Source organism: Thiothrix nivea DSM 5205, from assembly GCF_000260135.1.
Lineage (GTDB): Bacteria > Pseudomonadota > Gammaproteobacteria > Thiotrichales > Thiotrichaceae > Thiothrix > Thiothrix nivea.
Genome location: NZ_JH651384.1, coordinates 4561928 through 4584126, shown reverse-complemented (window position 1 = coordinate 4584126; position 22199 = coordinate 4561928). Strand labels below are relative to the sequence as shown.

Here is a 22199-nt window from a genome sequence, read left to right as displayed (position 1 = left end):
GACAAGCGTTCTTTTCAAGTCGTTAGGTTGGCACGGTCTATCACGCATCAGCGCAGGGTTTTGTTGGTTTGGCACCATTTTGGGCAAATGAACGTAAGCACCTTTCTTGTCGGCGAAGGATGAACGCTCTATTTCAGGCGGTCAGGTTGGCACTGTCTGTCACGCATCAGCGCACGATTTGGGCTGGCACGAATGGGACAGGGTACAAACTTTCCCGCGCATCAGCGCGGCCACCGGAATCAGTATTTTCGGCTTTTGAATTTGGCACGGTATTTCCCGCGTTAGCACATGATGAAAACATTTTTATTCGGTCTTTGAATCTGGCGATGCACTTTTTTTTAACTCGCCCAACGTCTCGTGTGACGGGCGCGGCAGGGAGTAAAAAGTAAGAATCGCGGGCTGTCACCGCGTCCGTCGTCGACACACTCGTTATGCCTTTTTATCGTATTTAGTTATTGCAGCAGATAGTTTGTTTTTGAAACAGTAACCCTCTGAGACCTTTTTTATATTAAATCGTGACTCATTATCAGGAATGAAAATACTGATCGGCATCTTGGCTTCAGCAAAGTGAAGTCGGCATATGGGACGGCTAGGTCTTGTTATGTATTTTCGATTATGCATCGATTGAATGGACATTTGCTTCACCAAACCAAACTTTAGCTTTTTCAATAATCGCGACTGATGGCAAATTATAAAATACTACAAGATTTTCTTTAGCCCGAGTACAACAGACATAGAAAATTTTCTGCGTTCTAGTTAGTATCGTTTGAAACGAACTCTTTTTTGAAGCAGTTAAGCTGTCAAATATTCCCTCATTCATTAAATATTCGAAGTTATATGTATTCCAATTGCCGTTATCTAAGACAACTAAGACATTGTCGAATTCAGCACCTTTGATTTTATGTTGCGTAGAGAAGGGTGTATATCCCTCTAAGTAGTAAAATAAATTTTGAAAAACTTGGAATTTTATTTTTTTTACTTGAATGAATACATATTCTTTATCTCGCAGAAAATTATCAAACTTGTCATCTTTTTTGCATATTCTATTATCATGCGCATAGTCTATTACATCTTCTATTGTTTCATCAGACATCCTATCTAAAGTCTCAATAGTATCTTTAAGATTTTGTTTATCAGCGATATTACTAATTCTATATTCAGTTTTGCGTAAAAATTCGTTATACCTCTCTTCTTTGTAGAGATTAATGTTATTTTGGATTTTAAAAAGATGCTTGATTAACTCATCTCTTTTAGTTCCTTTTTTGTTTTCGTCTTCTTTGTCTTTTTTTGTATCGTCTAACAAAGAATCTTTATCCAAATATATTTTTTTGAAAACATCAAATGGATATTGCTTTGCACTTTCAAATTGCTCAGAATGAGCATCTATGAAACTTTGCATTCCTGTAGTAGGGTTAACTTTTTTTAGCTCTGAGCCAGTTTTCCCATCTTTTAATATCCTAATAACTTCGCCAAAAGTTTTTTCTGAAAAGTCAATAGCAACATTGTTTTCTTTAATATATTTCGCAATTCTGTTCTTGTAGTCTAAAATTTTATCATTATCATATATTTCCATTAGCTCACCAAAGCCAGCTTTTGGAGCTATAAGGTTATGTGTTAAGTTCAACTCTTTAGTTTGAATAGCATTGTCAAAATCCCAGTTCAATGTCCGTTTTAATGTTTCTAAATTGTTAACTCCTTGAGATGAATAATAAAATTTTATGGTGCCTTCTCTAACACGTCCATCTTGCATGTTTGGAGCATGGTTATCTGAGGATGGATGTTGTTTTATACCGTCTGTCCGAAGTCTATTCGCCAACTCTATAACTGAAATAGGATTTCGTCTATTTTGTTCTTTTTTAACCTCATAGACTTCACCGGCTTGGATGTATGTATTTAAATCACCGACTCCATCTTCATAAATTGACTGCATTGAATCACCAAAAAAACCAATGATATTTTTTCGATTACTTTGCTTTAGATGTTGTAAAAATATTTCTACGACAAGAGGGTTAGTGTCTTGATACTCATCGACTAGAATGAACTTATATTTGTCTTTCAGTATATCGCATAATTTAGGATAAGTCTGAAACATATAGTTAGCTAATATCAATACTTCATCATGAGATATGATCCCATTTGTTATAGAGACATATTCTTTGTACTGAATTCCATCTACCAATGCGTCATAGTAAGTCGCATCCACAATTCCATCAGGGACTTTTATTTTTACTGCTGGATCATTAACAAGTTGTATCAGTGTTTTTTTCAATTCATTCTGAAAAGATTTAATGTTGTCCCATAAAAAATCATGAATGGTACTGACCTGTAAATTTTCATGATTAACTCTCTCTTCAATCTCTTTTACAGCAGCATTCGTATATGTCATACATGCAACTGCAACGGTAGGATTTAATTTAATTGCTTCTTGAATGAACTGTACCAAAGAGTATGTTTTTCCACTTCCCGCACCACCACTAAGTAAAAAGTTATGCCCTAGTTGTACATGTCCAAATATTTCCTGTACTTCGGGTTCTAGTCCTGCTTCAACCATATCAACCCTTCTTTTATATACTGAGGAATGTTCCAATTTGAAAATTGATTTCCAGCTTCATCTGTTTTGCTATTCAATAAAATTTCCATAGCTAGTGCAGGTTTTTTATCTACACATTTTTCTGCCCATAACGATACATCATCCTGATAATCACTATGTCCATTATTCATATATCTTGAGTTCTTTATGCCATTAGGAAATTTTGAAAGATTGTCATAGAAGAACTGTTTATTGATATGAAAAAAAGCATCTTCAAAACTTCGTGCGTGATGAATTACGCCATCACTATTTTTTCGTTTAACTGGAAAATACACGCTAGATGACCCTCTGCATTCTGAGTCCATCGTGTAGAATCTTTATCTTTATGTAATCTTTTATTTTCTAATTGCAAGTCAATGAAGTATGTCAACTCATTGGTGCTATAGAAAAATATTAATGATGCATTGGTCGTATACTTTGCCTCTGCATGAAGAACGTTACATTTGTTTTTATCTTCTTTTGCAGAATCTATGTCGGTAATAATTAAAGATTTTACCCCAATAAAATCTATGAATTTTTCAAAGATATGTGCATATGCCCCCACTTCGATAATTGAAATATTTTGAGACAGTAAAGGTGTCTCTTCAGAGGCATCTTCTTGATCTATTTTTTTCATCATTGCAGGCAACAAAATTCTTTCAGTATCACCTTCTATAAAGACTGCTTTATCTGCAAAAAACAGTTCTGCTCTATGAAGTGTCAAGTACTGCTTTAAAAATTTGTAGTTTTGTTCTTCTCCATTAGTTACATACTCTTTTTCCAAATCTTTTAAATTTTTTGAGACTACTCGATCGTTTTCTTTTTTGAAATATTTAATATCATGAAAGTCGCTTTTGGATGCGATATGGGCTGAATGTGTACTGATGATAGTTTGTAGCTTCCTATTCTGCCCATCGTCTCGTTGAATTCCTTTGCTCAATAGCGTTTTAATATTTTCGATAAATATGTATTGCATTTGTGGATGTGTATGGGCTTCGGGTTCTTCAATAAAAAGAAAATTAATATCGGCGGGTTTTTCGGATTGCTCTTTCTGGAATTCATGCAACAATATTTTGATTTCAAATATCATGCTAATCAAATTCATATAACCTAAACCGTTGTAGTTTTCAGGTAAAGAATGACTCCCGTTTATGTCATACATTACAGTGGTATTTCCTTCAAGCAGTTCTCTGTGTTGAAGAGTCGAGATAATTTTAATATTTGAATCATCTTTTTTTATTCCGCCAAGCTGTTTAATGTCATCTGTGACATTCTTGAAAATACCAGCATAAACATCATCTAGTAAATCGTCTGTAGCACTTAAGGTATCTTTGAATTTTTCAATGGCTTCTTTTTCGCCTTCACTTGCTTCAACTTTTTTATATATTTTTGAGGACAATGAAGACAATGATTTTTCAGGCTCTTTATTCGAGACATTTCTTTTTGCATCGATCAATTTGAAATTAATTATGTTATCAATTCGTATATTCTCTTTTATTAAATCAATAAAAATATCATCATTTTCTATAGATGTTGCAACGTCAAAAAGAACTGTCTTCTTGAAAATTTTGAAATATTTTTTATGGTTTTTTTTCAAAAATTGAAAAATATCTTTTTGTACATACCCTTCGCCTTTAACAGCTTCTTTTGCTTTAAAGTTTGTGAAATCTAGTATCAATTGATGGAATTTTTCTAGCTTGTATTCAAATGCTAAAACAATAGTTTTGTTGTTAGGGTCTAAATCCATCATTACAGTATTACCTATATTTGACAGGTCATCATGTGTATCATATTCTATAAATAGTTTCAGTGAGAAGCCAAGAAACCCTGAATTGTCATTAGAATCTAGTTTGATTTTAAGTTCATCTTTAAATTCACTATTGAAGTCATCAAAAGTAAAAGAGTTATTATTTGATTTGCTGCCGATGAACTTATCTAATATTGAAAGAAGTGATGTTTTTCCACAATTGTTTTTTCCAATAACTAATGATAAATTTTCTTCCAAATCTAGTTCAAAATCTTTTAAAAGCCTGTAGTTCTTAGCTTTTATTTTTGTGATTTGCATTGATTGGATTCCTTTTGACGAGTGGAAGAGCATAACGTCGTAATTGACGGGCGCGGTTGGGAGTAAGCTGGGCGAAGTCGTGGGCTGTCACCGCGTCCGTCGTCGAATGATTTGTTGGCGCTTAATAATAAATAAATGATTTTTGGCACAGCCTTTGACTGAAGCACGGCCAAAAAATAACGCATCAACCTGAGAATAATTCATCAAGAACCTCAATGGCAAGATAGCCAAAAGATTTACCTGTGCCTTTTGTGTGTGCGGAAATAACGACCGTCGAAGTGATATTATTGAACGAATCAACTCCGATTAGAGTTTTGTCGGTACGATTAACAATAACAGAAAATTGCCAAAACTCATGAGAGTTGGTTAGCCAAAGCCCTGAAAAATAATCGCCTTCTTGTTCAGGTATTGATGTCAGCCTAATAAGAATGCCTGAATCAAATGAAAAACCGTTGGAGGTGATAAGGTCAATAAGCCACTGAGGGGCTGCACCTGAGAAAAGAGTAAATAGTGCACAATCTTTGATTTCTTTAGATAATGTACCATTTTGTTTGTCGGTATTTTTTTGAATTGACATCTTTAGTGATGAATTTGGCACAATGGATTAGCATCAGCGTAGGGTTGTCTTTGGGTTGGCACCTTTGGCAATTGAACCGAAGCAATTTTTTATCAGCGAAGGACGACCATTCTATTTCCGGTGGTTCAGTCTGATGTTGTCTGTCACGCATCAGCGCACTGTGAAGGTTGGGAAACCACCCATCGAGGTCAACTTGACTTCTGTTAATGGAAAACTTTGCATTCAGGTGGGTCTTGACATGTCACCTTTGTGCTGGGCGATGCAGGTAAAAGCGGGGAAATTTGGGGTTTAGGATCAATTCGCGCAAGTGGTTTTTCAGTCTGTGGTTGGGCTGAATTAGTAGTGCAGCCCATCGTGAATATGCTGATAAATATAATTAAAAGTATAGGTTTAAACATGGGATTAACATTTTAAAATTAGCCAAATAAATTTAGCGTGATGTATCACGCATCAGCGCACGATGGTTTTTGGGTTGGCATGGATGAACGCAGCACGGCCTGTCAGAGCATCAGCGAACGGGGAGGCCAACTTTTCAGCGGTTGAGTCTGGGCACAATCGATCACGCATTAGCGCACGATAACCTTTGGGTTGGCACGGCGAACGCGGCACAGTCTGTCAGAGCATCAGCGAACGGGGAGTCCAATTCTTATTTTTCAGCCTTTCAGGTTAGCGGTGTTTTTTGTTTTTTGCCCTCGCCAACGTCTCGTGTGACGGGCGCGGCGGGGAGTAAGTTGTTCAGAGTCGCGGGCTGTCACCGCGTCCGTCGTCGACACACTCGTTAGAAGTTCTTTTTAATATCTCTTTAGAAATGACTTTATAAGAAGGTTTGAAGTCATGTCGTTTTAGATATTCTTTGATGAAAAAGCTATCGCTAATTGATGGTTCTGGAGCTTTGAAACAGTATAGTATGAGGATAAATAATAATAAGGTACTCTCTTTGGAGTCTATCAGTATATATGCTTCTCCTGTTATCCCTTTAGCCCATGAGTCGAAGAGTGTATTCTCAACTTCTAGTGTATGAAAAATAATGTATTGGTCTAAAACAACTATTAAATCAGGTATCTCTAAAGGTGTTAGTATTTTTTTGTGGCTCAATATGCGTTTCAGGGTCTTGTTTTCCCCGGCATTGCAAACGTGATGGATAGCGGTAAAGTTAGTCATTTCCGATAGCCAAGGAGAGGCTTTATGACCTCGCTCATCAGTATTTCCAGCCTGACCAGTGATGCCGCCTGTTTCGAGCAAGTCCGTTCCGTGCGTTGGCCTAATGGGGTGATTTGTCCGCACTGCGGTTCACAGGACACTATCCGTCGAGGCAAGGATGACACCCAGCAGGAACGCCAGCGTTACCAGTGTAAGGATTGCCAAAAGCGTTTTGATGACCTGACGGGAACGGTGTTTGAAGGCCACCACCAGCCGCTGAAGGTGTGGGTGTTGTGCCTGTACCTGATGTCGTTGAACCTGTCCAACCAACAAATCGCCCGCGAATTGGGGTTGAACAAGGATGATGTTCAGGCGATGACGGAACAGTTACGGCGTGGTGTCGAGAAAAAAAACGCCAGTAAACCTGTTTGGGAATGTTGAATTTGATGAGGTTTATGTCAAGGCTGGACACAAGGGAAACCCCGAAGCCGTCGCGGATGCTGGGCGTGAAGGTCGCCGCCGCGCCCTGAAAGGTGCGCCGGGGCGTGGGACACTGGAAAAGGACAAACCACCCATTTTCGGCATGATCCAGCGTTCCGGGGAGGTCGTGATCCGTATGCTGGCGAATGTGAAACAGACGACGATCAAGCCGTTGATTGTGGAAACGGTGGCAGCAGGCACGCTGGTCTACACCGATGAGTACAACATTTACAGCCGATTGGAAGAATGGGGCTATGCCCACAAAACCGTCAACCATGGCGCAGGCGAATATGCCCGTGACGAAGATGGTGACGGTTTCCATGAAGTCCACGTCAATACGATGGAAGGTTTTTGGTCACTGTTACGCTCATGGTTACGACCTCATCGGGGGATCTCACAAGAAAAGCTACCGTGTTACCTTGCATTCTTCGAGTCTCTTCACAACATCAGGAAACGGGGGCAAGCTGCCTTACAGTCCTTGCTTTCGCTGCTGTTGGGATAAGACCCTGAAACGCATATTGAGCCTTTTTTGTTTATTTGTTCTTCGATGTAAATAATTGTATCGTTGATGTGACGAGCTTCTTTTGAGAATATTACAGATGGAATTCTGTGTCTGCTCTCTGGAACTTTTCCTTCTGTGTGCAGAGTAGGGAGTTTTCTTTGAAGTCTTTTTACACTTTGTATCTGTTTTAATCCTCGATGAAATTCTGATTTATTGGTTAATGTTTTGATGTCAGGTTTTATCTCTATAGCAGCATATACGCCTTCTGCTAAAATCACTTCTCTTTTGGGAGTAAATAGTCTTGGGTGTATAGAATGGAGAATAACACAATCTATCTCTTGGGAGTCTGAATCAAGAGAATAGATTTTGCCTTTTTTAACGGTGTATGTTGTTGGGAAAAAGCTCTCAAGAAATTCTGATATTGATACTTCTTTAGAGTCTCCTGTATTTTTTGTGTCTTTTGAAAAAATAGTTTCAGTTTTGCTAAAAACCAACCTTATTTGATCTAGATTTTCAATTATTGCGCCAATTGCTGCATTCATAGTGATATTTATGGGATGGGTGAACTTCTAACGTCTGAATTGACGGGCGGCGCGGGGAGTAAAAAGTAAGAATCGCGGGCTGTCACGCCGTCCGTCGTCGAATGAGTTGTTATACATTATTTCTTATCCGCTTATAACTTCTATCATTTCGTCATAGTGAACTTCATCTACTTCTTTTAACCAGATAAAAATATCGTTAATGACATTATGACTTTCGCCAACAAGGTTTTCTGATGAATCTTCATTAATTTCTATTACAACACTATGTGAATATTTGTTGATGAAGCGATATATTTTCTCTTTCGTAACCTCATCAGTAATCTTGCATCCTTTAAGGCCGCAGCTCATAAGACGCGAAATATCAGATCTATGTTTTGGATATTTAAAGCTAAAAAAAGATTCAAGTAATTTACGTGATAGGTTTGCTGTTAAGAAGGAATCATCACGCGAAAGAAACATATCATCTTTATATTTGTAAAGCTTAGAGAATATGTAATGATATTCGGAGTTGTAATTTATTAAGCTGGCATCAGCATTTTTAATAATTGATTGTCTAGGTAAATTTGCTGATGCTTCGATTGTAAAGAAAAATGCATTTGGATCTTTATTCTTAATTTTTCGATTTCTATTGACTCCATCAAACCAATCTCGAATCAACTTAAAATAAGTAAAATTATGAGTTAGTATAAAAATTTGTTTTGCTGAATTGCAGTTGCTCCGAAGAAAAGAGTATGCATGGAATAAATGGTTTGAGTCAAAACTAGAAACTGGATCATCAACTACGACAATAATATCTTCTATTTTGTTATCATTTTCTTTTAATTTGGTTATGAAATAAACGAAGGCAATAGCTGTTTTTTCTCCTTCGCTTAATTTCCCCTCTACTCGTTCCGAATTATTTCGGAGAATTTCATATCCTTTCTTGGAAGGATTAAATCGAAGTGTCAATTCACTACGTCCAAGAAATTTGTGAAGAGATTTATTAAAATGCTCAGCTCCTAAACTTTCATTTGAAAGAGAATCTTCTAATTTGCGAATTTCAGCTTTTCGATTTTGAATGTTTTTTTCTAATTTTTCATTTTCTGTGGTTTTCTCAGTTAATTCTTTTTTCTTTTCATGATATTTAAATAATTGAACCTCAGTAACAGCATAATGAAGTTCAAGGTGTTTTTTTGCTTTGTTTGTTTCTTCTTGAAAATTATTAGATTTATGATTGTGCTTTTTAATAACTGCATCAATTGTCATCATGGAAAGATTGTATGCTGTTATTGATTCTTCAGTAATAGACTCAATTTTCAATTCAGTTTTTGTTTGATCTGTAATTTTTTCTTTCAGAATATTATGCCAATTTGTAATTTCAGCATTTAAAATTGATATGCTCTTCTTTAAACCGGAACAAGATTTCTTGTATTCATCTTGAAATTCATCATATAGATTGTTTTCATCTGGCAATTGTGGTTGTTGAATATACTGACCTAAAAGCCATTGATCGGCTTTTGTGAGGCGGTCTTGAAACGTTCTATAATTGTCATTGAAGTGATCCTCAAGATATTTAATTCGTTCTTTTGTTATCTCACTACCACAAAACTCACACTGTTGATTTTTATGGCTCTTATAAAGATCAAGTCCTGTTTCTACCCATAATTTAATATCTCCATGATCGACAAGTCGTTGGATTATCTGGCTTATTACATTGGTTTTTAATAAGCTATCTAAACGATCTTTAGCTTTTATATATGTATCATTATTAATAATTTGCGGGTAAAAATTGATATTTGATTTTAAGTTCGGTTTTGCAGCATTAGTTAGTTCAATGATTTTTTTATCATCAAGAAGATGGTTATTTGATTTTGTGGCTTCAAGATTGTTAGCAATAAATGACTCAAATCTTCGTTTATCATAATTCAAATAGTAGCTATCAGTAGTATCAATAGCTTGAAGGCTTGTTTTCATATGCCTTGCACTGTCTGAACTAAACTTTGAAATAGCTTTTTCTAAGAGCTGTGTTTTTTGAGTTTTCTTTTGATGGTTTTCAATCTCTGTCTTTTGTAATTTTTTTAAATCTTCCAGTTTTTTTCGTTCGGCTATTTTTTCTTTATCTACAAGCAAGATGCTCTTTGCAACATTATTCCATGATATGTTTTCGTCAATAAAATCCTGATTAAAAGTATATAGTTTTAAACTGGAGCTGTTGATAGTATTCTCTGTTATTACAGAACCATCTTCATTGTTAATGGTAAATTGAGCAGAAGCGAACTTATCTGGCAAAGAGTGATTTTCAATGCAACGAAAAACATTTGAAAGCGTAGACTTGCCGCTCCCGTTCCAACCATAAAAAAGATTGTATTTCCCAAAGTCTTGTAAATTGGAATTATTATGATTTTGAAAAATCCCAAAGTCTTTAAGTTTGCAGATATTTTTTATCATCACAGCATCTGTTTATTTAGTGCGGTCAATGGATGTTTCTCTTAGGTATAACGTCTTGTGTGACGGGCGCGGCGGGGAGTAAGTCGTTAAGAATCGCGGGCTGTCACCGCGTCCGTCGTCGACAGAATTGTTGGCTCTTGAATTTAAATTATATAAATCAATGACTTTTGTGCAAGCTATTGGTCGTCATAAAAATCAAGCAGCCATCTTCATAGGAATGACAGGATACAGTCCCTTCTCTTTAGCTTCGAGTATGACAATTTGAACGATATTGCCGTCTTTGTCGTAGCTGACGTTGATGTTCCAGCCCTGTGAAACCTCGCGGACAATCTGGTTATCACTGAACCGTTGAACCAGGATGTCATCATCTTCGTAGTACTTAATGTTCATCGCTCAACTCCCAGTTGATCATAACTGTCTTAATAATCAGGTTGTTACGCTCAATCGCGGCTGCGCATATCATGTTGTCTTGACGGACAGGGTATGATTTGTAAATCCATAGATGCTGCTCGTCTTTATATTTAACATCACCCGATTCTATTAGGTCAGCAAGCGTCTCTTCATCTATTTGTCGTTCTGCCATTTGCTCTGCTGCATGATAGGTGAGTACGACAGGTTTGTTAAAACGCTTACTGATCATGTAGGAAACTTCTGTTTTGTTACCTGTTTAGTGTCCCCTGACAAGTAGCGATGGTCAAGATCAAACTTTCCCGCGCATCAGCGCGGCGGGATTTTTGTTCAGTTAAAACTGATTCTTATTTTTCGGTGGTTAAGCTGGTGGTTTTGGTTCACCGCGTGTCTACGCGGCACGATAAACCCACAACAGCTCCCATTTTGGCAGATGAACAGAAGCACTTTTGTTGTCAGCGAAGGGAAAACGTTCTTTTCCGGTGGTTCAGATTAGAGTTGTCTGTCACGCATCAGCGCACTGTGAAGATTGAGAAACCACCAATCACGGTAAATGAATGTAACCACCGAACTTTGCCGCTAAGGGAAAACCAACTTTTGTCGCTTTCTCAATCTGGCGATACTTATTGGTTTGTTTTTGATGACGCCAACGTCTGAATTGACGGGCGGCGCGGGGAGTAGTTGTTAAGAATCGCGGGCTGTCACGCCGTCCGTCGTCGAATAACTTGTTAAGCTTCTTCTATCTTAAACAACTCATCAAATAAAGATTTTGTTCTCACCATATTGAAAAAGCCTATTTTTTTATGGAGAGGCATAACAAAGGATGTAAATCCTGTAACTATGCCATCTTTACTCCCGGTGTATGATGGCCAGACCATTTGTAAAACAATTGAGAAAATTCTTTTATCTGTGTATTGGCTACTTTTAGTTATATATCTTTTTGAAAACTCTAATAAATCATATCTAACTGCTTGTTGTGCTCCTCCTCTACTGAAGGCGCTATACATAAAAACATCTCGCAACATAATTGGTGATGGGTCAGCCCATATGATGCCTCGTTTATTCTTTTTGGTATTAATATCATCAAATCGCTTTTGTAGTTGTTCGTATGCTTCAGTAATTCTAAGATCAACTTTTTTAATTGAATATAGTCTTTTGCACTCAATAAAATAAATGTCTTTTTTATTCTCTGCAATAATATCACAATCGCTGGACATATGTATTTGATAGCCTAGCCTAAGAAAATAAATTGAGGCTCGTAATTCAAGTAAGTAATTTCTACTTTTGTCTTTCTCTGCATTGCCTGTTGGAAGTGGTTGTCCTTCAAGTGATTTCTTAATTAGGTCAGAGGGGAGTGGTATATTATTTTTTAATATAGTATCGAAAACAAATAGTACTTCATGTAGCTCCCGCCAAAGAAAAATAATCTGCTCACGCTCATAGTGTTGATCAACGTCACCATCATCCATGTGTTTGATAAAACGTTGATATTCGCGGATTCTAATATTGTTTTTTGAAATGCCATGATTTTCTAAGAAATGGATGATCTCAGAAAAAGTGACTTTCACTTTTGGGTATATTAACGGTAGGGGTTCTCTCATTTTTGAATGCTTAACGTTTGAATTGACGGGCGCGGCGGGGAGTAAGTCATTAAAAATCGCGGGCTGTCACCGCGTCCGTCGTCGAATGATTTGTTATGTGTTTTCACTTGTCGTCAGTATCTCTGTCTGAATTCTTTGCTCTTTTGCTGTGATAAGCTCGTCAACAAGTGCGCTGTAACCTGCTATGTTATTAGGAGATAGGGATACATTCTGTGGACTGTTGAGCCGATGTAATTTGCCATAAGTTTTGAGTTGAGGAATCAGTTTGAACCATTGCTTTAAGGCACGCATGGCTATGATGGTTTTATTGGCTAATATAGCTTGTTGGACAAGGAAGACTGAGTAGTTTGAGGATGGTACGAGCGAACTAGATGAAATTGATTTTGGAATAGATTTGTACTTATGAGAATGATATGGAAATAGCTCTACACAGAACATTGACTGGGCAAGAAATTCATTGCCAACCTCGCCACGCAACCAACGTGATCGCATTAACCACCATGCTGAACCAGGTGCATTCTCGAATTTTGGGTTCAAGAAGTAAAAGGGAAATGAAGTTGGTCGATGGTTGATATTATTAGTTATAGCCTCAGTGAACTCAGCATCCGAATGCCATTTATCATCAGCTAGTGGCGAATAACCGGGATTAAGCCCAAGAACATAAAGAGGACTGTTTGGATCGCCAATGAATGGTTCTGGGAATAGTTGTGTTTGGATAGAAAAATCTAAGTCACCACAGTAATGTTTATTGAATTGATCAATAATTTTTTTGTCATCGGCAAGAATACGGGGAGCTGTGATAGGTAGTTGAGACCAAGGATTCTTCATCTTATATATAAAGCTTAAGTTGAGAGGAGCGGCTGGATATTACACATAACGCGTCGGAGTTGAGTGGCGCGTTTGTGGCTGCGAAGTGACTCCCGGGGGGAGTCGCTCGCGGGCGCAAATGCGTCCACTCGAACGGGTTGATAGCCAGAGCGCGGAGCGCGGCGGTTATCAAACCGGGCGAGCGAAGCTCAACTCCGACGCGATAGCGCAGGACCGCGCGAGCGGTTCTGCGCTATCGTCATAGCTGACGGGCGCGGCGGGGAGTAATCCGTTAAGAATCGCGGGCTGTCACCGCGTCCGTCGTCGAGCAACTTGTTGGCAATTTATACTCACGGCAATTCAAAATTCGGTTTCCTCAAAATTCATAACTCATTGATACTTAATTTGTAACTACTCAGTCTCCTAAAAAATCAGCTATGCTATTGACATGAACCAACGCCCACGCCCGACACGAGAAAGTTTGCAACAGTTAAGCCACGCCGATTTGGTGGAGCTAGTTTTGATGCTGTTTGATCGCATTGATCAGTTGACTGCGCGTGTGAATGAATTGGAAGCACAACTCAACAAGAACAGTAAGAACTCCCACAAACCGCCGTCATCGGATGGACTGAAACGCCAGCCTGCACAGCCTCGAAAATCCGGGCAGCACCCTAAAGGCGGTCAACCGGGTCACCAAGGGCATAGCCTTGTGATGCACCCCACACCTGATCATGTGGAGCATTATGGTGTCGAAGGGCATTGTGAATGCGGTTTGCCGTTATCCGAAGCCCTGATCGACAGCGGTGAACGCCGCCAGCAATGGGATATTCCCGCCCCGCAAATCGTCGTCACGGAACACCGCCAACTCATCGCCACGTGTGGCTGCGGCAAGATTCATAAAGGCGAGTTTCCGGCTTCACTGCCGCCTTACATCAGCTATGGCGCACGTTTAAAAGCCTATACGGTGGGTTTGGTGCAAGGTCACTTCATTTCGTTGTCACGGGTGACGGAGATAGTGTCCGACCAATACGGTGTCAAACCTTCGGATGGCAGTGTGCAACGGTGGATCGGTCAGGCGAGTGAAAACCTTGCCAGCACTTATACTGACATCCGGGACAGCATCCGCACGAGCGCGGTGGTGAACGTTGATGAAAGCGGTATCCGTGCGCAAGGCAAGACGCAATGGCTACACGTGGCAGCGACACCGGAAGCGGTTTACTACACTGCCCATGCACGGCGCGGACAAGAAGCGATGACAGCGGCGGGAATCCTGCCAGTATTCCGGGGCGTTGCGGTTCATGACCATTGGAAACCTTATTTCCGTTTCGATGCCATGGTACACAGCCTTTGTGGGGCGCATCTGCTGCGGGAGTTGAACTACTTTGATGAAACCCTCAAACATCAATGGCCAGCACAACTCAAACAGGTCTTGATTGATGCCAAAACAGCCGTGTCACAGGCAAAAGAGGCACAACAAACGTCATTGCAACCGCAGCAAATCGCGGAATTGGAGCAACGTTATGATCAATGGGTGAACCACGGACTGTTGATTTTTCCTGAACAACCTAAAACCAGCTCCAAACAAGGTAAAGCCAAACAAGACCCCGCCCGAAACTTGTTATGCCGTCTACGTGACTTCAAGGATTCGGTGTTGCGGTTCATTCAGCAGTTTGACGTACCCTTTGACAACAACCGAGCTGAACGGGCGGTTCGACCTGTCAAAGTTAAACTCAAGGTGGCAGGGGGATTCCGCGCCATGGGTGGGGCTGAGGCTTTCTGTGTCATTCGTTCCGTGTGGGAAACCGACAAACTTCAGAGGCGTAATCCGTTTGATTCCCTCAGAGCGGTTTTCGGATAGACTGAGTAGTTACCTTAATTTATTATGAAAAATAAGGAAACCGAAAACTGAATTGCCGACGGTATAATTATTTAAACTATGTAAGACTTAACAAGTGTATAGATTGAAATTATTGATAAAAGAATTAAAGCTACTTTCTTGTAATGCTTTAATCCACTTTTTTGGAAAAATAGGGTGCCAAAGTATGTTGATATTAAGAAAAGCGGCGTCAGTATAATTATGTATGCCCCAATAGTGGAAAGTGGATTTTTACCCATATACAACAAGAATAAGAATGTAGCAATACCTGTTATGGCAAAATATGTAATTAGGGTTCCTCTAGCAACATTTGGATTCAGTTTTTCAGGGGAAATCATATAAAGAATTATTGGAGGACCTGCCATCCCAGTTGATCCAGCCAAAAAACCACTTATTCCTCCAGCAATTAACATACCATTACTCGTATATCCGTTCTGATTTTTCCATCCTAAGAACATAGCTAGCACAAAGGATAAAACCACGATAGACATAAGTGTTATTATTATTTCAGGTTCTAATATAGTTAAAATATAAACTCCTATAGGTACGGAGATGATGGCAGAAAGAGACAATAATTTTAAGTGGAAAAATGAAGTATTTTTTATTGCCTCAGGTAAAAGCTGTACTGAACCAATAATCTCAATGCATGAAACCAGAAGTACAGCTTTTTCTGGACCTATCGCTAAACTTAAAAGAGGTATCATCGCCATTGCTGCCCCAAACCCTGCGAAACCTCTTATCAGACCGGCAATACAAACTGAAATAGCAATAAAATATATTGATTCATTTAAAAAGAAATCATGCCATTCAAACATCAGAAACATCCTTAATTTATTAAGTTTGATTCTACGTTGTTTAAGAATTTAATATTTTCTATAGGATTTTGACCTCTTGTTTCAAAGTTTATTATACCTTTCCATTTACGGTTATGTATTTCTTGAATTAAACCTTCATAATTTATAGCTCCTTTTCCTAGTGGAAGGTGACTATCTCTATCTCCTTTAGTATCGCTAAAAGAGAATGAGATTATTCTTTCGTGAAACTTTTTAAAAACTTCAATTGGATCTCCTCCCCCAACAGTTTCATGACAAACATCAAGGATCATTTTTGCATTTTCTAACTTATCTAAAACAGTTTCATATTCGTCTGTATTCGTAAAAATATAGTAAAATGGATGAAATTTTCTATAATTACAGAGGTTTTCCAACCAGATTTCAACATTTAAATCCTCAGCATATTTAAAAGCTTCCTTCATATTTTCAATAAAACCACTTAAGGCGCATTTTAATGCAAGATTAACTTTCTTAGGTTCAACGATGCCTCCAGCATGAACAATAAGAGGAGCCTTTAACTGATGAGCTAAATATATTTCTTTTTTAAGGTAGGATAATGCAGAACTTCTAAGTAATGCAACATCGGTTGCAATGGGGTTTTTGAAGTTTCCATGATAAATGGGATAAATTTTATATTCTATTGTTTTTTCTCTGATATATTCTATTCTTTTACTAGTCCACTGTTCAGGGGCATCTTCATAATTTGACCCATCAATATACCAATAGTCACACTTATTATCTCCAGCTACTTTTATACCTTCTTCTGCTACAAGATAATTCTGCATTCCAATGCCTGACACAAAGGTAGGGTATTTAAAATCAGCCATGATTTTTCTCCAACTTTGATAATGGGTTATGGATATGTATTCTATGTGGAAAAATGAATAAAAATAAATCAAATATTTTTCTGTAATATATAATTACCAAATGATAAATATTAACTTAATGATATTTCGTTAGATTTAGAAGATTATTAGGAAATACTTTTTTTGATTTGTGGTTAACCACCGCTTTATCCGCTGCCAACGTCTAACATGACGGGCGCGGCGGGGAGTAAACTGTTCAGAGTCGCGGGCTATCACCGCGTCCGTCGTCGATGTAATCGTTAGCTCATTTATAACGGTATCTAAGTTGTTCTTCTTTAAAAGTAATTTTGTTCTTTTTGTCAAAAATCTCTATTTCTCTATCTGGAATTTGCCAAATCGGCTTTATATATTTAGGTTCTCTATTGTGTAATTTTTTATAAAGAAGTTTTGTATATTCTTCAATGCCGTCATGTGTTACCTCGACATTGTGCATGATTTTATATATATCCACTTGTCTTAACGTGCTATATATTGAACTGCCCGCTAGGTTTTGTAATCCTTTGAAGTAATGTCCGCCGTTTGGCATTTGCTTTTTTAAATAATAGTTGATGGCTTTTTCATAGGACTCATGCTCAATATTTTCTTCATCTGAAAATATATCATGAGTAAAAATACCGATCACCTCAAATGCAACGTTATTAATATATGCAAGTATAATATAGTTGCTACGCTCTGGATATGGGTGTAAATGAAGATGATAACACTCTTCAATAATTAGCATTCTGTCACGAAACGAATTGAAGCTTTTAGTTCTTTTGAATTCATTAACATCAAATGTTTCGCTATGTGCTCCTTTGGAAAGATATTTGGTAATATCTTCTCCATTTTTTATCATGCTTAATAAGTTATTAATTTTATCTTTGTTTTTTATATATCTTTCTGAGTTGCGAATATGACTAGGGACGTTTGTATTTCTGGGTTTTGGTGTAATAAGCCGTTGTCTCCAGAAATCATGTATATGTATCACATCACCAATATCTAAAGACATTAAGTAATCTTTAGCTTCTTTCGTATTGGGGGCATATGGTAATCGGTTAATGAGTTGATCTTTTAGATTCTTTATTGAATCTTTTTTGTTCAGGTTGTTGGAGCTATTGTTCATGATTTTATTGATGCTAACGTCTAACATGACGGGCGCGGCGGGGAGTAAGTGAATCGGAGTCGCGGGCTGTCGCCGCGTCCGTCGTCGATGTAATTGTTAGCCTTATGATTTTACTTAAAAAAATTATACGGGATAATTTTAATCATACTTTACAACAAAGCATCATTAAACATATCATTACAACACTGTATTTTCTTTTTGGAGATTTCCATGTTTAAATTTCTTGTCTTTATAGAAAGCTTTATATTATCTCCTCCTGCAAGTTATTTTTTCTGGGGAGTTATATTTTATTTAATTTCAAGATTATTTGGGAAAAATATTATTTTTTTAGGGTATTTGACTTTCTCATATTTCATATCAACACCAATAGTGACAGGCTATTTAATTAATAGATTAGATCAAGACTTTAAAATATACCGTCAAGAAAATACACCTCAGGCTATAGTTGTCTTGGGTGGTGGATTAAATTATAACGCATGGGAATATGGTGGAATATCCGTTTCCACTAGCGAACTCGAAAGACTTAGACATGCAGCAAAGTTACATAGAGATACTGATTTGCCAATTCTAGTTACTGGTGGAGATCCTTTGCAAACAGGATATAAAGAAGCCAACTTTATGAAAAAAACATTGGAAGAAGAATTTAATGTTCCAGTTAAATGGGTTGAAAATAAAAGCAATACAACAAAAGAAAATTTAGCACTATCTAGCATCATACTTAAAGGTGATAATGTCAAGTCGGCATATATAGTAACCCATGCTTGGCACATGAAAAGGGCTTTGGGTCTTGCAAATTTGAGTAATGATATATTATATATTCCATCAGCATGTTCTTCTGATATTAGTCAAAAAAGAAATAATAATATTAATCTAGTAAATTTGATTCCGTCGATAACCTCAATTCAAGAATTGAAAATTGTAATTCATGAGGTTGGTGGAAAGATTGCTGACATTTAACTGGCATTTGTTATTTATCCTGCTATTAACTTAACAATTTCCTTCCATACTTCTGGAAGTCCATTACTTAATATTTTCATAGATAGATATTTAATGCCTGCAATATTTTCTTGCTTCTTAATATGTTTTTGTATATCACCTAATTTTTGCATTATTTCACTGTCAGTGTCTGATGAGAAAAATAAATAAATTTCTCCATTTTGCTGTCTTATTGCATCGAAATTTGCTACTGCGAGTATATCTTTTTTGTCACGGCTAGAATTTATATTTTCTTCACCGTTAGACAATAACTGAACCATTTTCCAAATATCTATACTAATATTTATATCATCAATAAAAGCATATAAGTTTGACTTGTCGAGATTACCTATGCCTTTAATCGTATGTTTTAGTATCTCTGAATAAGATTCATTTTTTATTCCGTTGGATAAATCAATTATAATCAGATATTTAAATTCAGAATTCTCTTCATTGAGAATATCGGAAATATTTTTTACATCTATAGTCCTTGTTAAAAACATACTTTTACCCTCTAATTCCCATGTAAGTAAAAGAAAAAAATAACTAAGTTAACTTCTTCTTTCTCTGCTTGATCTATACTGAGTATTAAATATTTATTTTTAATAAATTCAAAAGCCTCAATAATTAACTTATGATTTTTATCTGAATCAGGTTTCCTTTCTTGATCAATGGCTAATAAATTTTTAACCTTATAAGATAAGAAGTTTATATTTACATCGGGTTTGCTTTGTATGCAAGAACATAAAATAGAGAAATCCACCATATCATACATATATTGTTTATAAGAACCATATCTTGAATGAAACAACTCCGTATAAATTCTTCTTCGTTCGTTTCTGTCGTGTATGTTTTTATATAAATATTCATAAAACACATATTCTGATGCAAACTTCTCAATAACCCAATCTTCAAAAATAATCTCTCCTCTTAATCGGATAGCCCAGTATTCTGGTTGGATGTATGTTCCAATTCTCCAAGAAGTAGTTTTTTCATCTACACTTTCCGTAATATCAGATATATATTTTTGATTTGATATTAAATGGGTATAAATTTTCCCATTAGAGCTTACTCTATTAACGTTAAGAGTAAAATGCTTTGTTATGACAAAGCCAATAACAAATAATACAGGGATAGCTAGTATATAAAATAACATTAATAATAAGTTAATATTATAGAGCCATTCCGTAACGACGTAAAAATCCATTCTTGCAATATGAGATAAAGGTATTTTGATTTTATTGGTCGTATTTCTATTATCGGTTAAATTATTATTTTTTTCTTTTTCTCCTGCATCTTTTTCAAGAATATCATAAGCAAAACAATAAAATATAGATCTCATTAAATAGTATTGACCAACAAAATACTTGTTTCCTGTTAGGAGCCAATAAATGCGAGATAACCATCTAAACCCATTCAAAGATAATCCAGTAATGCTACGAGTGACTTGTCTAGAATGATAAAACTCCTCAGAAATATCATTATAAACTTTATTTGATGATACGGCATCATTATATTTATTGTATAGTTCTGAGTCGCTTAATGAATTGGCTTTTATACAAGGAAGAAATGCAAATCTCCCAGAATAAACAGCTTCTTTTGTTTTATTCTTTTCTCTTGTGAAATACATTTCTCACCTAGATAATAAACTTATTAAGTATTGATATATTTTCGATTCAATATCAACATTTCTGGATGTGTTTTGGCTAACAGTTTATTAGACGGAAGCTACGCATAACAGACTATGCAGCTCGCGGCCAATCGGCGAGCAGACGCCGCCTATCCGGTTCGTAAAGCCTTCCGCATAGCCTGGAATTATCATGTTCTATCGCTTCCTAATTTGATTGATTACAATGAACAGCAAGCATACCGGATACCCTTCTGATCCGACAATGACCTATTCCCACGAGTTCTGGGATAATTACTCACTTTTCTTGTTAAAACAAAACATTAAGAAGTCAGTTGTGCCTTGGTATGTGTTGCGTACCCAGCATTATATTGCCGAGTTTCCGGATGAGCACATCCGCACCCATACGCCCTATCATGTAGAACAATTTCTAACCAAATCGGGGCGCGAAACCAAACTATCGGCATGGCAGTTCGGCCAGGTGGTCGATGCTATACGGATTCTGTTTAGTCTGGCGCTGAAGCTCAGTTGGGCATCTGATTTTGATTGGGACTACTGGCGTATGTCGGCCAAGCCGTTGGAGGCTAGCCATGCCACAGTTGCGCGCGATTACACCAATGCGCTTGAGGGGTTAGCGGCGCTCGACGGGGAGGAGCGTTGCGACCATACGCTATATACCCGTTATCAGCCTGCTATTACCGAAGTGGTCAGGGCGATTCGCCTGAAAAATTATTCCATCCGCACCGAGCAGACTTATCAGGGTTGGGTTTCGCGGTTCTTTTATTTTCACAAACCCGATGATGTGAGCGGCTTGACCGGCCGACATGTCAAGCAATATCTGGAATACCTGGCACTTAAACGAAATGTGTCGATTTCTACCCAAAAGCAGGCATTGAATGCCTTGGCGTTCCTGTTTAATCAGGTGTGGCAAAAGCCGCTGGATGATCTGGACGAGTTCATCGGAGCCAAACGTCAGCGCAAATTGCCGGTAGTACTATCCCGTGAAGAAGTCCGCCGGATATTTCAGCAGCTTAAAGGCACGCATCATCTGATGGCTGGCTTACTGTACGGTGGTGGTTTGCGCTTGATGGAATGCGTGACACTACGGGTGTTGGATGTAGATTTCGATTACAACCAGTTACATATCCGCAATGCCAAAGGTGGCAAGGATCGTGTCGTGCCATTGCCGGAACGTTTCAAGGATGCCCTCAAAGAGCAGATTGCCAAGGTTGAGCGCTTGCACCAGATTGATTTGCGTAACGGTTTTGGCGAAGTGTATTTGCCTGAGTCATTAAGCCAAAAATATCAACAAGCGGCAAAAGAATTACGCTGGCAATACGTGTTCCCGGCCAGTGCGGTCGGCGTTGACCCGCGTACCGGCGTAATCCGTCGTCATCACCTGCATGAAACCAGTTTGCAGAAAATCATTCGCCGGGCGGTGAAACAGGCAGGAATCACCAAACATGCCACCAGCCACACATTTCGCCATTCGTTTGCCACCCATTTGCTGGAGTCCGGTTATGACATCCGCACTGTGCAGGAGTTGCTGGGTCATTCGGACGTATCCACCACCATGATTTATACCCATGTCCTCAATACGCCCGGTATTAGTGTGCGCAGCCCGGCTGACATGATTTAAAGGCGTAATCAAAATCCAGCGACAACGCTACCGCCGGACTATGTACATCGCATAGCCGCAGGGTAATCATATCTGGCCGCATCAAGATGAATACAAACTGTACAAGACTATAATCCATTATTCCCTTCTATGCGACACAAAATGACAAGAAAAATTCACTTCG

At 37.9% G+C, this 22199-nt stretch carries 19 protein-coding genes and 1 pseudogene; 4 read left to right on the top strand and 16 right to left on the bottom strand.

Going from position 1 to position 22199, the window contains the following annotated elements; all coding sequences use genetic code 11:
* Positions 1–613 precede the first annotated feature (613 nt).
* From THINI_RS22680 to THINI_RS22670, 5 genes are all read right to left on the bottom strand, one after another.
* The gene (locus THINI_RS22680) at positions 614–2551 is read right to left on the bottom strand and encodes a UvrD-helicase domain-containing protein (protein ID WP_002710822.1); all 1938 of its coding nucleotides are present in this window, start codon (positions 2549–2551) and stop codon (positions 614–616) included.
* Positions 2533–2865 carry a hypothetical protein gene (locus THINI_RS26115; protein WP_211207007.1) on the bottom strand — a complete coding sequence of 111 codons (333 nt, stop codon included), beginning with the start codon at positions 2863–2865 and terminating at the stop codon, positions 2533–2535. The genes THINI_RS22680 and THINI_RS26115 overlap by 19 nt, the downstream gene beginning before the upstream one ends.
* Complete coding sequence (locus tag THINI_RS22675) at positions 2826–4634, bottom strand: ATP-dependent nuclease (RefSeq protein WP_211207006.1); 1809 nt, start codon at positions 4632–4634, stop codon at positions 2826–2828. Before THINI_RS22675 ends, THINI_RS26115 begins: the two co-directional genes overlap by 40 nt.
* A gap of 184 nt (positions 4635–4818) precedes the next feature.
* Positions 4819–5211, bottom strand: a complete 393-nt coding sequence (locus THINI_RS25465) for a hypothetical protein (RefSeq protein ID WP_154724489.1) — start codon at positions 5209–5211, stop codon at positions 4819–4821.
* A gap of 735 nt (positions 5212–5946) precedes the next feature.
* Entirely contained in the window at positions 5947–6372 is a 426-nt protein-coding gene (locus THINI_RS22670; protein ID WP_040839744.1) for a hypothetical protein, read from the bottom strand.
* Positions 6373–6396: 24 nt separating this feature from the next.
* Here THINI_RS22670 and THINI_RS27445 point away from each other — a divergent pair.
* Positions 6397–7333: pseudogene (locus THINI_RS27445) on the top strand (IS1595 family transposase).
* On the opposite strand, the gene THINI_RS25460 reads toward THINI_RS27445, so the two are convergent.
* From THINI_RS25460 to THINI_RS25455, 6 genes are all read right to left on the bottom strand, one after another.
* Positions 7270–7875: a DUF6602 domain-containing protein gene (locus THINI_RS25460; protein WP_002710821.1), complete on the bottom strand. Its 606-nt coding sequence runs from the start codon at positions 7873–7875 to the stop codon at positions 7270–7272. The pseudogene THINI_RS27445 and the gene THINI_RS25460 overlap by 64 nt on opposite strands.
* A gap of 123 nt (positions 7876–7998) precedes the next feature.
* A complete protein-coding gene (locus THINI_RS22655) occupies positions 7999–10302 on the bottom strand; it encodes an AAA family ATPase (protein ID WP_002710820.1) in 2304 nt (767 codons plus the stop codon).
* A gap of 195 nt (positions 10303–10497) precedes the next feature.
* A complete protein-coding gene (locus THINI_RS22650; RefSeq protein WP_002710819.1) occupies positions 10498–10692 on the bottom strand; it encodes a DUF2283 domain-containing protein in 195 nt (64 codons plus the stop codon).
* On the bottom strand, positions 10682–10942 hold the full coding sequence (locus tag THINI_RS22645) for a DUF4258 domain-containing protein (protein ID WP_002710818.1): 261 nt from the start codon (positions 10940–10942) through the stop codon (positions 10682–10684). The genes THINI_RS22650 and THINI_RS22645 overlap by 11 nt, the downstream gene beginning before the upstream one ends.
* A gap of 496 nt (positions 10943–11438) precedes the next feature.
* Complete coding sequence (locus THINI_RS22640) at positions 11439–12311, bottom strand: hypothetical protein (protein ID WP_002710817.1); 873 nt, start codon at positions 12309–12311, stop codon at positions 11439–11441.
* 93 nt (positions 12312–12404) lie between these two features.
* Positions 12405–13139 carry a hypothetical protein gene (locus THINI_RS25455; protein ID WP_002710816.1) on the bottom strand — a complete coding sequence of 245 codons (735 nt, stop codon included), beginning with the start codon at positions 13137–13139 and terminating at the stop codon, positions 12405–12407.
* Positions 13140–13566: 427 nt separating this feature from the next.
* On the opposite strand from THINI_RS25455, the gene tnpC reads away from it, so the two are divergent.
* Positions 13567–14976, top strand: coding sequence for an IS66 family transposase (tnpC, locus tag THINI_RS22635; RefSeq protein ID WP_040839741.1), 1410 nt, complete (start codon positions 13567–13569; stop codon positions 14974–14976).
* Positions 14977–15047: 71 nt separating this feature from the next.
* On the opposite strand, the gene THINI_RS22630 is transcribed toward tnpC, so the two are convergent.
* From THINI_RS22630 to THINI_RS22620, 3 genes are all read right to left on the bottom strand, one after another.
* Complete coding sequence (locus THINI_RS22630) at positions 15048–15809, bottom strand: sulfite exporter TauE/SafE family protein (RefSeq protein ID WP_002710814.1); 762 nt, start codon at positions 15807–15809, stop codon at positions 15048–15050.
* Positions 15810–15820: 11 nt separating this feature from the next.
* Positions 15821–16654, bottom strand: a complete 834-nt coding sequence (locus THINI_RS22625; RefSeq protein ID WP_002710813.1) for a sugar phosphate isomerase/epimerase family protein — start codon at positions 16652–16654, stop codon at positions 15821–15823.
* A gap of 283 nt (positions 16655–16937) precedes the next feature.
* Complete coding sequence (locus THINI_RS22620) at positions 16938–17795, bottom strand: hypothetical protein (RefSeq protein WP_154724488.1); 858 nt, start codon at positions 17793–17795, stop codon at positions 16938–16940.
* Positions 17796–18005: 210 nt separating this feature from the next.
* On the opposite strand from THINI_RS22620, the gene THINI_RS23900 reads away from it, so the two are divergent.
* A complete protein-coding gene (locus THINI_RS23900) occupies positions 18006–18752 on the top strand; it encodes a YdcF family protein (protein WP_002710811.1) in 747 nt (248 codons plus the stop codon).
* 14 nt (positions 18753–18766) lie between these two features.
* Here THINI_RS23900 and THINI_RS22610 read toward each other — a convergent pair whose 3' ends face one another.
* A complete protein-coding gene (locus THINI_RS22610; RefSeq protein WP_002710810.1) occupies positions 18767–19273 on the bottom strand; it encodes a hypothetical protein in 507 nt (168 codons plus the stop codon).
* A gap of 11 nt (positions 19274–19284) precedes the next feature.
* Entirely contained in the window at positions 19285–20400 is a 1116-nt protein-coding gene (locus tag THINI_RS22605; RefSeq protein WP_002710809.1) for a hypothetical protein, read from the bottom strand.
* A gap of 334 nt (positions 20401–20734) precedes the next feature.
* Between THINI_RS22605 and THINI_RS22600 the strand changes: the two genes are divergently transcribed.
* Positions 20735–22036: an integron integrase gene (locus tag THINI_RS22600; RefSeq protein WP_425358291.1), complete on the top strand. Its 1302-nt coding sequence runs from the start codon at positions 20735–20737 to the stop codon at positions 22034–22036.
* Positions 22037–22199: the final 163 nt, after the last annotated feature.